This is a genomic window from Bacillus sp. FSL R9-9410 (assembly GCF_038050385.1).
Taxonomy (GTDB): Bacteria; Bacillota; Bacilli; order Bacillales; family Bacillaceae_G; genus Bacillus_A; species Bacillus_A cereus_U.
In genome coordinates this window covers 181,479-196,002 of sequence record NZ_JBBOTV010000004.1, presented here as the reverse complement: position 1 = coordinate 196,002, position 14,524 = coordinate 181,479, and the positions used below count along the sequence as shown (strand labels likewise).

Here is a 14,524-nt window from a genome sequence, read left to right as displayed (position 1 = left end):
GTGCGCCCATAAGGGGGCAAGGAAAAACGGTGATTGCAAACCGTTAGGTTAACCTTAAATGACCTAGTATTACTTGGTTTACCTTGGAGGGAAACTGAAGGGGGACAACAGCATGCCAAGAAAGCCGTAAGTTGGCTAAGCATCAAGCCACGACTGAACGGCAAGATATAAAGTACGAATAAGGATAAAAGCTAGACTGCTTGAACGATAGCACAAGGGAGGCCACCGTAACTAATCTCGGAAGATGCTTACGAACGAGATTTAACAGATGTCATGAGGATAGTGTATGTCATCCTACATGAATAAGGTCATCTGTTGCCCACTTCTATATAGAAGAAACGTGTGAACGTCGTATCCGAAATCGTACGTGCAAGTTCCTTGTCTACTAAATGGGGATTGCCTACGTCAGAATGCCAAAATGGCTATTAAGGATAACTTCAAGACCCAACAGTCAAGAAGTATGGCTTATGAATATCTGATATGGCAACGGAGCCTTCATAGTAGTCAGAGCTAGGGAAAGCCTAGTACAAGGCGAAGGAAGGCAGTCTGTTAGCTTATTACCAAATTGGGGAGGTGCGAAAGGCACTATGCAATGTCCAAAAGTAGTATTAAGCAATCTGCGAAAGAAGAGTCTCGATAAAAAGTATCAATATACAAGACTCTATCGAAATCTTTACAATCCAGATTTCTTTTTACTGGCATACAATAATTTAAGTAAAAACGATGGTGCATTAACTATGGGAGTAGACCAAAGGTCTATTGATGGATTTTCTATGGAAGAAGTAGAACAGCTTATTGAAGTGTTGAAAAACAAGAGTTATCAACCCTACCCGTCCAAAAGAGTCTATATACCGAAGAAAAATGGTAAGAAAAGACCTCTAGGAATACCCAGCTTCTGTGACAAATTAGTGCAAGAAGTTATTCGCATGATTTTAGAAGCAATCTATGAACCGAATTTTTCTAATTCCTCACACGCGTACCGGAAAAATAAAAGTTGTCATAGCGCTCTATTAGAAATAAAGCGTACTTTTACAGGAAGTAAATGGTTCATAGAAGGAGACATTCGGGGTTTCTTTGATAACATTGAACATCATACTTTAATGGGGATTCTGCGAAGAAAAATTTCCGATGAAAATTTCATAGAACTCATTTGGAAGTTCTTACGTGCGGGGTATTTAGACGAGTGGAAGTTTCACAACACATATAGTGGAGCTCCACAAGGTGGTATTATAAGCCCGATACTCTCAAATATTTACCTTAATGAATTGGACGTATATATGGAATCTTTTAAGAATAGCTTCAATCAAGGAAAGAGACGAAAGAAAAATCCTGAATATGAAAACGTACGAAGTAAAATGCGTAGGCTTGAGAAGAAAATTGATAATACCAATGAACAAGAAGACTCTGATAGTATCGAAAACTGGAAGCAAGAAGTGAAGGTACTGAAGAAAAAACTAACACAAATGCCTTACAGCGATCAAATGGACAATGAATATAGAAGACTTACTTATGTAAGATATGCAGATGACTTCTTGATAGGAATCATCGGTTCAAAAGAGGATGCCCAATACGTAAAAGAAGAAATAGCAAAATTTCTAAAAGATAAGTTGAAATTGGAACTGTCCATGGAAAAAACGTTAATAACAAATGCATCAAATAAACAAGCCCAGTTTCTTGGATATGAAATCAAGATATTCAAAAGCCAAGCAATTCGTACGGATAAATTAGGTAGAAAAATAAGAGTGTTAAATGGCAAAGTCCAATTAAAAATGCCACATAAAGCATGGGTAAATAAGTTGCAAAAATACCAAGCCATCCAAATGAGTGCCAACGGCACTTGGAAGCCTAAACCAAGAAATTACTTTCAACGAAATGAAGACTTAGAGATTGTTTCCCAGTATAACAGTGAAATACGTGGATTGTATAACTATTATCGACTAGCCGAGAACGTGAGTAATCATATGCATAGGTTCGCTTACTTCATGTTTTATTCGATGTTGAAAACATTCGCTACGAAATATAAAAAGCGTACCAAACATATTCGGAAAAAGTATATGAAAAATGGACGCTTTACAGTGGAATATGAAACAAAAAGAGGAATAAAACAAATCCACTTTATCGAGCGCAATTTTCCGAGAATAAACGGAATTTCTAAAGAGCTAACAGATGTTGTGCAAAATACTAGATACACAATGAGTACAACAAGGCTCTCAGACCGAATAAAAGCGGAAACGTGCGAATCATGTGGACGAAGCAATACAACCATACACATGCATCACGTTAAAAGGTTGAAAAACCTTCGGGAAAAGTCGAATAAATCATATCTCGAACAACAAATGATAGCGAGAAATCGTAAAACAATCGCTCTTTGTAAAGAGTGTCATTTAAAAAGACACAAAGGCGAGATATAAAATGCAGATGACAGATGGAGAGCCGGATACATGGAGACATGTAAGTCCGGTTCGGAGAGGAGCATTTGGAAACCTATCACAGAAACGTGGAAAGGCGCTGGGTGCTTACTCTACCTGTACGTCGATGCGGTTTTGAAATATTATCAACCGGGGTCTGTCGTTTCTGGTGGTGGAGGAAATCCAGGAAGTGGAGGAAGTAGCGGTTCAAAAGTTGCCGATGTAGGTCGTCAATGGATAGGGCGTTCTACATATGTATTTGGTGGTGGACGTAACACAAATGACATTGCAAGAGGGATTTTTGATTGTTCAAGTTTTGTACGCTGGGCATTCGAACAAGTGGGGATGTATACCAGTCCGATAGGAGCCGTAAGTACGGAAACATTAAATAAAATTGGTACAAAAGTATCAGCAAATGATATGAAACCGGGTGATGTTATTTTCTTTGATACCTACAAGCATGACGGACACGTTGGAATTGTAATTGATAAAAATACATTCATTGGATGCCAAACAAATAAAGGTGTTTCCATTGAAGATTTAAATAATCCGTATTGGCAAAAAGTCTTTTCTGGTCATGTAAGAAGGTTCTAAAAATATGAAAAAGTAAAGGGGAAATTACAATGAAATTAATAGAAGCGCCAGTTAAGGGATTTGAAAATGCAGTTATAAAACCATCGAATTATTTGATTGAAAAAGATGGTGATAATTTTCTTTTACATCGGGAATTGAAAGCAAACGAGATAGCACACTTTATAGAGCACAATATATTTGACTATGAAGGGAAAACATATTTATGGGTGGTAGCAAATTTCCCTTCAGAAGAAGCGGCTAAAACAGGAATACAATCCTACTGGAATGCTACTAAACAACTAAACGATATTACGAAGTAAAGGAGGAATGGATATGAAAGATAAACGAAAATTTTTGTTTATTGTGTTTGTCATTTTAGTTGTAGGTGTGACAGCTTTTAATATCTATTTGAGCAAAAAATCAATGAGTGATGGAAAGGAAAAACAGTTAAAACTTTCAAATGAATTACTAACAAAACAAAATGAAGACTTAAAAAAACGACTTGAAAAGGTGCTTCCATCCGCACAAGAACAACAGAGAAGAGCGTACTTATCGACAGCCGAAACGTTTATTCAATTATCATTTCATCGAGAAAAAGAAGGCTACAGTGAGCGAAAAGAAAAAGCAAAATCCATTATGAGTGAAGAACTATTACAACAATTTTATCCAACTGATAAATACGAATTAGGAGATACGTATAAAACGAAACCAATAGAAATGAAGTTTTATTTACAAGAAAATGAACCCGATCAAGAGAAATTAAATGTGCTAGCTGAATTTATAAATGTCACGACAGATTCAACGCAGAATCGAGAAGAAAAAGTCAACAATGTGTTGCGAATCATCATAAAAAAAGAAAAAGAAACATGGCGAGTTACGAGTGTAGAAGAACTCAATATGAAAGTTTTATAACGAAAAAAGGTGGGGTGAGAGTGTGATAGGTGCAATTAGTAAGAAGAGTGAAAGAATCAATCTAAGAAAAAATAAGTCGTGGATCTACCTAGCAATTATCAGCTTTCTATTTTTGGGTTTTTTCGCTTTCTTGACATCTAAAATTTACATGCCGAACGATGAAAGATTGTTCCATACGGAAACAAATAAAGTAATTAAGTTGTCGGGAATGGGGAAATTGATTGTAGAACAAAGGGAATACAATCCACACAAAAACTTTATACAAATTCGCTTTCGGATAGAACGATATGAGGAAACAGGATTTATATTTAAGGCACAGCAAAAAGCAAATCCAGGTGTTCAGTTACCTGTCAAAGTATTGTATGAAGAGAACGGAAATTACGTAGTAGAAGTAAAGGAATTATCTCCGAATTGGGGAGCGTTAGCTTTTGATATTTATAATAAAAACAGTGAAAACGAACAAATGGATATTCGTAAATTCACACAAGATGTTAACGAATATGAAGAAGAAAATGCATCAACAAAAAGTCCGAATAAATTAGTTCAGACGATTTTTACCGATCAAAGAAAAACAAAAGCAAATGATGAATTGTTAGCTGAAGATAAAAAAACATATGAGCTAGATTTTATAGAAAGAGACAAAAAAGATATCGAAACAAAAATCAAAAATTATGGAAAAGCAATCAAACTGGAAGAAGAAAATGCGAAGTCAGTTTATGAAAAAGTAAAAGAATTAAAAGATGAAATGAAGTACCAAACTGAAGCGGAAAAAACGGAAACACAATCAAAAATAGCATCCTTAGAATCTAAAATAAAATCATCAGAAAAGAACGTTGAGTTGTTTAAAGGAGAACAAAAAATTGCACGAGATAAGATCAAAAAGTTAGAAGAAAAGGCACAAGAAATTAATAAAAAGTGAAAAAAGTCATGTCGTGAGTGAGTCTACATCAAGAGATTTCGTATCGTGAGTGAGTCCACATCACGAAAAAATGAGTCGTGAGTGAGTCTACATCATAAGATTTTGTGTCGTGAGTGAGTCTACACCTAGAAGGTTTTCTTGTTCCCATCGTTTCGCTAGGCTCCGCCTAGCTTCACACCTTAGGTGGGAACAAAAACCCCTTATGCTCTTCTCGCTATTTTTTGATCTCTACCCACAATTGCAGAAAGGAGAGGGAAAAGTGGAAATCAGAATTAGAGAAGTAGATCCAATTGCCGTAAAGAAAATAGATGAAATTGCAAAGAGGAAAGGATTATCCAGGCAGAAGTTTTTGAAAGGCCAAATTGAAATGTTGGCATTTTTTCAGCAACAAAATAAAAGAGAAATGGAATTAGAAAATATCATCCAAAAGAACATCCATATGATGAATGATTGTTATAGCGAAATGAAAAAAATGAATGAGTTTATACAACTCATGATGCAGGATGATGAAAATGAGTAATGCAGTCACTGTTCAATCTTCTGTTACCCCTGGTGTTGTTTTAAAAACAAAATTTGTATTACCGAGTTCCGATGCATTCCAGAACTATATTGAGTATGTAGACCGGGAAGAAGCACAAAGTGAAGTGAAGTTGAATCCAAAAATGTTTGAGACGTACCAAGAATATATGGGGAATCCAGAAAAGACATCGGCACTGTTTACGGAACACTCAAATCGTTTAACAGAAAGTGAGAAAAAAACCTTAAAGGAAATGTTTAAAACCGCTCACGAAAATGGAAGTATCATGTGGCAAGATGTCATTTCTTTTCATAATCCTTGGCTAGAGGAACAAGGCATATATGATGAGAAAACTAAAACATTGGACGAAAAAAAGTTAATGGATGTGACACGGCTTGCGATGAAGGAAATGCAGAAAAGGGAGGGATTAGAAAAAAGTTCTACCTGGTCGGCAGCAATTCATTTTAATACGGATAACATTCATATTCATGTGGCAACTGTTGAACCATTTCCAACGAGAGAACGTGGTAAAAGAAAACCAAAAACATTGGATGCAATGAAAGGAAAAGTCGTAAACAATTTGTTAGATCGTAAGCAGGAACAGAAACAAATTAATGATCTGATTCGAAAAAACATGGTGGGAAGTAAAAAAGAAGATTCCGTTTTTGATTGGCGCAATGAACATTTGAAACCATTGTTTTTACAAATCTATAAACAGTTACCAAGTGATAAAAGACAGTGGCAGTATAGCTACAATACCATTCAGCCATTAAAGCCGGAAATTGATGAATTAAGCAGGAGATATATTCAACATCATCATAAAAAAGATTACGATCAGTTCCTCCAAAAGTTAGATAAAGAAGTTCAAGTTTTTAAAGGAGCATATGGAGAAGGGAAATATGATAAGAAGCAATATGAAAATTATAAGACGAACAAAATCAATGACCTGTATAAAAGAATGGGGAACGCTTTTTTACAAGAAATGAAGGCATATGATAAAGAACAAAAGAGAATCCATCACATGAAAAAAACAAAGCCGTTTCAAAAATTTCAACAGAATGTATCTATTCAGTATTCTATGAGGAAAGTAGAACGTGCTTTTAAAAGTGAATATGAAAGCTGGAAGAACCAAAAGTATTATGAGCGTATGCAAAAAGAAAGTGCATATCAAAATGAGAGGGGTTATTAAATGAAAGACTTTCGCATGCAAATTACATTGGATGAAGAAACAGATACGTATATTAAAGATTATATGGAAGAACACAATATCAGATATAACGGTGAAGCAATTGTAAGGATTTGTAGAGAACATCAAGCATCAAAAAATGCAGAATGGTCATTGAATTATATTTCAGAAATTGTTTCTAAAAATCTTCATGACATATTAAAAAGTGAGTTAACAAAAATTCGGCTTGGTGCAAATAGTGCGGATCGAAATACACAAGTTTTAATTGAATTAATGAATGGATACTTCTTTGCCAATGACTTAGATTTAGAGAGTATTATTACTACGGATAAAATAGAAGTCGGTGGCGTGAAAATGGCAAAGGAAGTCGTAGCGGAACGAATTAGTCATGCGAGACAAAAACGTATAGATCACGAGGCAACAAAGAACAATGTAACATAAGCTACATTGTTCTTTTTTATAAAAAAATAGGAGGTTATTAGGATGTTATTATTTCATGAAGATATCGCATTAGGAGTCATTAAAGAAATTGGAGAAGGTGAACTCGTTTTACTTGTAAAAGAGGAAGAACTAACAATCAAAATTACACGAGAACAAGAGGAAGAACTTGCAGTTCATGTTATGAATCAAGAGAATATGTTAGTTCCGGTTAACGTAAAAACACATGCACTTTTCTTTGACACAACGGAAAGATGGAATGAAGAAGATATGGAGGAATTGCAAAGAGCGAGTGAAAGAGTAGGAGAAGATCATGAGTAAGAATTATAAGAAAAATTATCAAACGAAATCACCAGAAGAAAAGAAAGAAGCGGTGCAAGCTTTAACAAAAAAGATGGAAAAAAGTATAGAAGGCTATTTTCGTACACCGGGAGATTTGAAAGATTATTTATCGTTTATGGCAAAGTTTTATCACTATTCACCATCTAATATTTCATTAATACAGAGTCAATTTGAAGGAACCAAGGCAGTTGGTTCCTTTTCTTTTTGGAAAGAAAAAGGGTTTGCGGTTAAGAAGGGTGAGAAAGGAATCCAGATCCTTGTTCCAAACAGAACTATAGCAAAATTCAAAGACAAAGAAGGCACTTGGAAAACAGTAACTAAAGCAAGTGAGGAAGAGAAAAAACAAATCGAATCTAAAAGTGTAGAAGTGATACCTGGTCGCTTATATTTTGCTGTTGGTCATGTATTTGATATGTCGCAAACGAACGCAAAAGCGGAAGATCTACCTCGTATTTTTCCGAATCGTTGGCTAGAAGGAAGCGTAAAAGATTACAAGAGTTTGTACAGAGGGATGGAGGCTGTTGCGGAAAAAAACGGTGTGAAAATTATTGAACCAAAATCAGAACTGGGTGTCGCAAAGGGTGTTAGCTACACCTTAACAAAAGAAGTCGCCTTGAATCCACGAAACAGTGAATTGCAAAATGTAAAAACCTTACTTCATGAATTGGCACATGCAAAACTTCATACAGCAGAGACACATATGAATTACACAGCACCCGAAAAAGAGTTTCAAGCAGAAATGACCGCTTATGCCGTATCTTCTTATTTCGGGATTGATACAAGCGAATATTCGCTAGGATATTTAGCGAGCTGGACACAAGGAAAAGAAATGAAAGATAAAACGAAATTATTAAAAGAGGTACATGAAACTTCGATTGAATTTATTGAAACAATTGAAAACACACTAGAAAAGGAAAAAGAAAAAACAAATGAAAAAGAGGTGGAAGGCATGGCAAATAGAAATGAAAAACAGGATGAAAAAAACATTTTGGTGGTCGAATATATGAGTTTAAGTAACACGACACAAGAGCTTGTTTCCGTTACAGAGTTAAGGGAGCAGGCAGATAGAAATCGAGCGTTTGAGCCTGTAGAAGGTGGAGAAAAATTGAGTGATAAGGAATATATAGATGCATTTAACGTGGCAAATCAAGAAAAGTATGCAGCACTAAATCAGAATGACATTACTCGTCCAACTATGTTAATTCAATGGAGTGAAAATGGAAATTTTAAAAGTAATCAATTGATCCCATTTGGAGAAGCCAATGAAAAAATGTCTGAAGTCATTTCAAATATTGAAACAGCAAAAGAGGAAGCAAGAGAAAGAGATGAATATGTACCATATGATAAAACTCGTTACCATATCGCCATTCCTAAAGAAGTAGATAGGGATTTTGGGAGAATGGAGCTTGTGAGTATGGATCGTTTGGATATGGGGGATGGAGACTACAAGACTCCGTATGAACAAGTATTAAACGAGAAAAGGTATCTATCGGATGAAGTGAAACAAGCGTTACGAGATGAGGTAGTGAATCATAGAAATAACAAAGAAATACCGATGGAAAAAGCACAAGAAAATACATTAGAAAAATCGAAAGAGACACCCAACCACTTAGTTACAATTGAAGTATTAGCAAATGGTATGCAAGATGAAGAACTGGCAAGAATCCACATGATGGATGCCGTTACGAAAGATATAAATTATTTGTCTGTATGGAATCAAGATAAAACAGATCGGGAAGATTTATATGTTTCCCTAATGGAAAAGAACGGGAAACGAGAAAATGTCTATTTAGATAACATTTTGAAACCAGATTTATATGAAAAGGTTCAAAGTTCTATTTTTGATGGAAGAGGAAATTTGTCATTTGTTGTTTATGAAAAAGATGCAAATATGAGTCTAGATGAAATCGTAAAAGATGAACGATATGGACTCTTAGTTGATAAAGTGGAGGCGCAAAAAGATTACTCATTTAATGAAAAAGAAGTGGAATTGTATAAGGAAATGAAAAAGGAAGGATATGCACCTATTGCCTCTTTAGATCAACAAATTCAGCCTTCAAAAGAAAAAGAGTCAACTACATTAGATAAGGATTTAAGCCGGAAATACGAAGCATACAAACGTTCACAATATGAAGAAACACCAGATGATATTGATAGTATTGTCACTCGTGTAAAAGCTGAAGAGCGATATTATACAACAAAGTATGTTTCGATTGATAATGAGCTGGTAAGCCAGGAACACGTTGTGAAATTAGAAAAGCAGGTGAATGAGAAGCTTGGGAAAGAAGGAATAACGTTCAATCAGTCCACAACTTCTAAGGAAATGGATGTAGATAAAAAAATTCAGCCATTAAACGGAAAACAAACGAATAATAAAGAAAAAGACAAGGAGCCAGATCCAGGTAATGTAGAACATTCGAAGGCTACAAAGAAATCAAATAGAAAAAAAGAAACAATGGAAATGGAACGATGAAAAACTTTATAACAGGAACACCAGATTAAATCATTTTTTTTTACTCAATTGAGGAAACGGAAAGTGATTTTTTTATATCTAAAAATGAAAGAGGGTAAAAGGAAAAGCCCTCTTTCTTGTTTATAGAACGAAAGGAGTGAATGTCATGAATGTATGGCTGTTTGCGGGCTGTATGTTCCTTGTAGCGGTCTTTTTGAACACATTATTATTATTTGGTCACAGAATGATGAAAAAGCGCAGAAATAAGAAATGGAAGCGTAAAACTGAAATTGCAGATTAATAGGAGGTATTACGTATGGGAAAAACATTGTTCATTGCAGAAAAGCCGAAGGTAGCTGTTGAATTATTAAAATCACCTAGATTTAGAAACTCGCAAAAGCATCCAGGAAGCAAGCCGTATTATGGCTACTATGAAAATGAAAATTACATTATTAGTTGGTGCCGGGGGCATTTATTAGAACTAAAACATCCGGAGGAGATGGACGAGAGATACAAAGAATTTAAATTTGATCACTTACCCATTATTTTAGAGCCGGAATATAAAGAGAAATCGGATAGTCTCGAACAAATTCAAATATTAGTTAAGTTGTTAAATCGTCCCGATGTGGATCATGTGGTCAACTCCTGTGATGCAGATAGAGAGGGTGAGCTTATCTATCGTGAAATAGTTGAACATGCAGGTGTGAACAAGCGAGAATCCCGTCTTTTTATCTCTTCTTATGAGGCCGCAGAATTAGAGGGAGCGTTGAAGCGATTAGAACCAGGAACAGACTATGACGGGCTTGCTCATTCCGCTAAAGCAAGGCAATACCTGGACTATATTCTAGGCATTAATGTTACGAGAGGTTGTACATCGAAATTGGCAAGAAACCAATTCTTATTGGCTTCCGGTCGTGTTCAAATGTGTATCTTGAATGAAATTCGTCAAAGGGAAATTGCAATTCAAAACTATAAAGAACAAACCTACTATAATGTAAAGCTATTAACGGAAAATGGTTTATCACCGGTGATGAAAACAGAAGAACAACTGATAGATCCATCCCCACTCCAAAAACTTGGAGAAAGTTTGAAAGCAACAAATGTAATCATAACCGAATTTAAAGAAAGTACAAGAAAAAAGAAACCAAAACTATTATATAACTTAACGGATATCTACAAAGATGCTCACGCTAAGATGAAGATAAATGCAGAAACAGCAAAAAAACATATTCAGAGTTTGTATGAAGAAGGCTTTATCACGTACCCTCGTTCTTCATCCAGGCACTTACCTACAGAACAAGTGGAACGAGTGAAAGAAGTAATGGGAGCACTAGAAAAGAGCTCCTATGCAAATCTAGTACAACAAGTGGTTCCATCTTCTATTACGAAAAAACATACTACTTTTAATGATGAGTTAGTAAGTAGTCATTTTGCTATCATCCCAACAACAAAATTATATGCCGGAACCAACCGAAATCCATTAGAAAAACAGTTATATGACTTAATTATAAAACGATTTATCGGGAATTTTATGAAACCAGCAATCTACCTGGTAAGAGAAGTGCATTTTATAGATCAAGAGGGCAACACATACAGTACAAAAGAAAAGATCCTACAAGAGAAAGGGTTTCTAAGTGTGTTTCAAGAGGATATAGAAGAGGGATCAGTTGAAGCATTTCAGATACCTATTTTACGAGAAGGAGATTCTTTCAGAATCGTTCAGTATGACTTGATTGAGTCTCGAACAAAGAAACCAGCCTTTCATACGGAAAGTTCCATTTTAACCTTTATGGAGACGGCAGGACGTAAATTGGATGATGAACATTTGAAAGAACTTATGAAGGGAAAACGGATTGGGACAGTCGCAACGGAAGAAACGTTTATTCCGAAACTGTTAGAGCGAAGCTATATTGATGTTACCAACAGTCAGATTCGAACCACTAATATTGGTCGTGCGTTTATAGATGCTTTTCCGGTAGATGAAATCAAAGATCCAGCTTATACGGCTGAAATGGAAGGGATGATCTACATGATCGAAAAGAAAGAAATGAAATATGAGGAATTTGTAGAGAAAACAAATACGTTTGTAAAAGATACGGTGGAACAATTAGGCGCAATGGATGATAAAGTGTCGGATAGCATTATTAATACTTGGAATCAGCAGATTGAGGTGTGCAAATGCCCTTGTAGAAAAGGAAAAATCCTTCATAAAGGTAATTTCTATGGTTGCAGTAATTATCCGGAATGTGAAATCTCCTTACCGAAAAAAATTAAAGAAAAAGCAATTCCGGAAGCGCAAGCGAAAAAGCTGTTTGAGGATAAGAAAACAGATCTTTTAAAAGGATTTAAGTCCAATGAGAAGGAGTTTTCCGCTTATCTAGTGTTACATGAAGGGAAAGTTAAATTTCAGTTCCCAACACAAGAGGAGCTGTCATTTGGTAAATGTCCAAAATGTAAAAAAGGGGATATGCTTCATCGTAAAACATTTTATGGTTGCACGGAGCATAAAAACGGATGTGATTTTATGTTACCAGACAAAATGAAAGGGAAAGCAATCCCTGGTAATCAAATGAAGAAGCTAATCCAGTATAAAACAACCGATTTTATAAACGGTTTTCAAGGGGAAAAGGGAGAATTTACAGCAGCTATCTATATGGAAGCGGACGGAAGTTTGAAATTCCGTTTTCCAACGACTGAAGATCGTACTATTGGCAAATGTCCATTATGTAAGAGTAGAGTTCTTGTAGGGAAAAGTAACTACTTATGTGAGAAATACAAAAAAGGCTGTGACTTTATTATTTTTGGTACATTCTCTGGTAAAAATCTAAGTAGTAACCATGTGAAAAAGTTATTAGAGAAGAATGTAACGGATCAGATCAAGGGGTTTATCTCGAACAAAAACGGGAAGAAATTTGACGCTCGTTTATCATACAGCGTACAGGAGAAGCGATTAAAATTCTTATTCGGCAAATAAAAATTGAATGCATGTAAAAGAGGACTAGGAAACGGAATAGTCCTCTTTTTTATTTCATTTTATAGAGTAAAGGGGGGATTCCGTAATGGCACATGTCAGTACGGAGGATGCGATGAAAGCAAGAAATATTGACTTGATTTCATATCTGGAAGCAAAGGGAGAAACGTTTAAGAAAGAAGGAAACTATTTTCGTCATACGGAACATGACAGTCTTCTTATTAAAGGAAATCAATATGCCTGGAATAGTCGTGGCGAAAAGGGATATGGAGCGATTAGCTTTGCGATGATGTACTATGAAATGACATTTCCGCAAGCTGTATTAGACATCAATAAAGGGGATTACAAAGAGTTTGATCGTTCAAAAGCTGAAGAGGAACACAAAAAAGAACAGCAGCCTTTTAGTTATCCCAAACACCTGGAAGTAAATAAGCAAACAGAGATTAAAGAATATCTAATTAATGAACGGAAAATAGATTCTCGCTTGGTGAACTGGCTAATTAAAAAGGATCTCATCGTCCAGGATAAGAAAAACAATGTCGTGTTCAAATGGAGAGAAGAAGGTGGCAAAGGGCAAGTAATTGGAATGAACCGTCAAGGTACTGTAAAAATGGAGAACAAAAGAGGCAGCTTTAAACAAATCGTCCCGAATTATGAAAAAATCAATGCAGGTTTTACGGTTGATGTGGGTAAGCCGGATAAAATCTATTTTTATGAAGATCCGATTGATATGTTATCCCATTGGAGTATCAAGCAAAATAATATCCAAAACGCTCGCCTGGTTTCTATGCATGGTTTGAAGTCCAAAACAGTGATTGAATCTTTAATGGATGCGAAAAAAGAAGGGCACGATATTAAAGAGGTCATTATGGCAGTTGATAATGATAAGGCTGGGAGAGACTTCATTCAAACGATGAAATGCTTTGTAGATCTTAAAGAGGATATTCCAAAGAATGAAAAAGAAGATTGGAACGATGTCCGGAAGAAACAAGTGAGTGAGCAACAGGTAAAAGATACAGCACAACCAAAGAAAGTAAAACCAATTAAAGAGGTGGAGAGAAGTGTCTAATCTACCAGAAATGCCAAACATATTACAAATTTTGATTTATGGTTTTATCTTTTATGTTCTTTTCCGTATTTGTAAATTTATGTACCGAAAGTTTCGGGAGCGAAGAATACTGAAGCGAATAGCTAAGTCCGGTATTCGCTATATAGACAAAATGGACGGACATCAATTCGAAGTATATCTAAAAGCTCTCTTTCGAGAGTTGGGTTATTCTCCAACAGTCACAAAGCAGTCAAATGATTTCGGAGCGGATCTGGTATTGAAGGGGAAAAATCGTATTGTAATCCAGGCGAAACGCTACGGGATGAAAAATAGAGTCGGCATCAGTGCCGTACAAGAGATATATGCAGCACAAGCCTATTACAAAGCACATGAGGGCTGGGTTGTAACAAACAGTGTATATACAAGACAAGCAAAGGAATTAGCGGAAGCTTGTAATGTAAAACTAATAGATCGTGTAGAACTTCAGAAATTGATTAATAAAATTAATCCCGAATATTCGGCTGAAGATGTATATCAAGGGGTAACACCTGCAGAACGGAGATGTCCAACATGTAAACATGATTTAGTCATTCGAAATTCGAATAAAACAGGAAATAAGTTTTTTGGCTGTTCTCAATATCCCACATGTACACATACAGAACCAATTAATACATGAGCTGTGATGAAAATCCGGCTCTTTTTCATTTGTTTAAAGAATACATGAGAAAAATCAGTTTAACACAAAAATGACTCTTCAG

13 protein-coding genes and 1 pseudogene are annotated in these 14,524 nt (G+C 35.6%); all 14 read left to right on the top strand.

Annotated features, from left to right (window positions below; translation table 11 throughout):
* Window positions 1-587: 587 nt before the first annotated feature.
* The 14 genes and pseudogenes from MKX77_RS29985 to MKX77_RS29920 all read left to right on the top strand — a co-directional run bounded on the left by MKX77_RS29985 (window position 588) and on the right by MKX77_RS29920 (window position 14,442).
* The gene (locus tag MKX77_RS29985; RefSeq protein ID WP_341306235.1) at window positions 588-2,411 is read left to right on the top strand and encodes a reverse transcriptase domain-containing protein; all 1,824 of its coding nucleotides are present in this window, start codon (window positions 588-590) and stop codon (window positions 2,409-2,411) included.
* A gap of 114 nt (window positions 2,412-2,525) precedes the next feature.
* A pseudogene (locus MKX77_RS29980) lies at window positions 2,526-3,002 on the top strand (C40 family peptidase); the annotation flags it as partial.
* A gap of 29 nt (window positions 3,003-3,031) precedes the next feature.
* Complete coding sequence (locus tag MKX77_RS29975) at window positions 3,032-3,301, top strand: hypothetical protein (RefSeq protein WP_044440889.1); 270 nt, start codon at window positions 3,032-3,034, stop codon at window positions 3,299-3,301.
* Window positions 3,302-3,314: 13 nt separating this feature from the next.
* The gene (locus MKX77_RS29970) at window positions 3,315-3,893 is read left to right on the top strand and encodes a MerR family transcriptional regulator (RefSeq protein ID WP_341308657.1); all 579 of its coding nucleotides are present in this window, start codon (window positions 3,315-3,317) and stop codon (window positions 3,891-3,893) included.
* Between the two features lie 22 nt (window positions 3,894-3,915).
* Complete coding sequence (locus MKX77_RS29965) at window positions 3,916-4,812, top strand: hypothetical protein (RefSeq protein ID WP_341308656.1); 897 nt, start codon at window positions 3,916-3,918, stop codon at window positions 4,810-4,812.
* Window positions 4,813-5,071: 259 nt separating this feature from the next.
* Window positions 5,072-5,332, top strand: a complete 261-nt coding sequence (locus MKX77_RS29960; RefSeq protein WP_341308655.1) for a hypothetical protein — start codon at window positions 5,072-5,074, stop codon at window positions 5,330-5,332.
* Window positions 5,325-6,518: a MobP2 family relaxase gene (mobP2, locus tag MKX77_RS29955; protein WP_341308654.1), complete on the top strand. Its 1,194-nt coding sequence runs from the start codon at window positions 5,325-5,327 to the stop codon at window positions 6,516-6,518. The genes MKX77_RS29960 and mobP2 overlap by 8 nt, the downstream gene beginning before the upstream one ends.
* Window positions 6,519-6,956, top strand: coding sequence for a hypothetical protein (locus MKX77_RS29950; RefSeq protein WP_341308653.1), 438 nt, complete (start codon window positions 6,519-6,521; stop codon window positions 6,954-6,956).
* A 42-nt stretch (window positions 6,957-6,998) separates the two neighbouring features.
* Window positions 6,999-7,274 carry a hypothetical protein gene (locus MKX77_RS29945; RefSeq protein ID WP_219375697.1) on the top strand — a complete coding sequence of 92 codons (276 nt, stop codon included), beginning with the start codon at window positions 6,999-7,001 and terminating at the stop codon, window positions 7,272-7,274.
* A complete protein-coding gene (locus MKX77_RS29940; protein ID WP_341308652.1) occupies window positions 7,267-9,768 on the top strand; it encodes an LPD25 domain-containing protein in 2,502 nt (833 codons plus the stop codon). Before MKX77_RS29945 ends, MKX77_RS29940 begins: the two co-directional genes overlap by 8 nt.
* A 145-nt stretch (window positions 9,769-9,913) precedes the next feature.
* The gene (locus MKX77_RS29935; protein WP_255295623.1) at window positions 9,914-10,048 is read left to right on the top strand and encodes a hypothetical protein; all 135 of its coding nucleotides are present in this window, start codon (window positions 9,914-9,916) and stop codon (window positions 10,046-10,048) included.
* 15 nt (window positions 10,049-10,063) lie between these two features.
* A complete protein-coding gene (locus MKX77_RS29930; RefSeq protein ID WP_341308651.1) occupies window positions 10,064-12,721 on the top strand; it encodes a type IA DNA topoisomerase in 2,658 nt (885 codons plus the stop codon).
* 85 nt (window positions 12,722-12,806) lie between these two features.
* On the top strand, window positions 12,807-13,787 hold the full coding sequence (locus tag MKX77_RS29925; RefSeq protein ID WP_341308650.1) for a DUF3991 and TOPRIM domain-containing protein: 981 nt from the start codon (window positions 12,807-12,809) through the stop codon (window positions 13,785-13,787).
* On the top strand, window positions 13,780-14,442 hold the full coding sequence (locus tag MKX77_RS29920) for a restriction endonuclease (RefSeq protein ID WP_341308649.1): 663 nt from the start codon (window positions 13,780-13,782) through the stop codon (window positions 14,440-14,442). The genes MKX77_RS29925 and MKX77_RS29920 overlap by 8 nt, the downstream gene beginning before the upstream one ends.
* The last annotated feature ends 82 nt before the right edge of the window (window positions 14,443-14,524 follow it).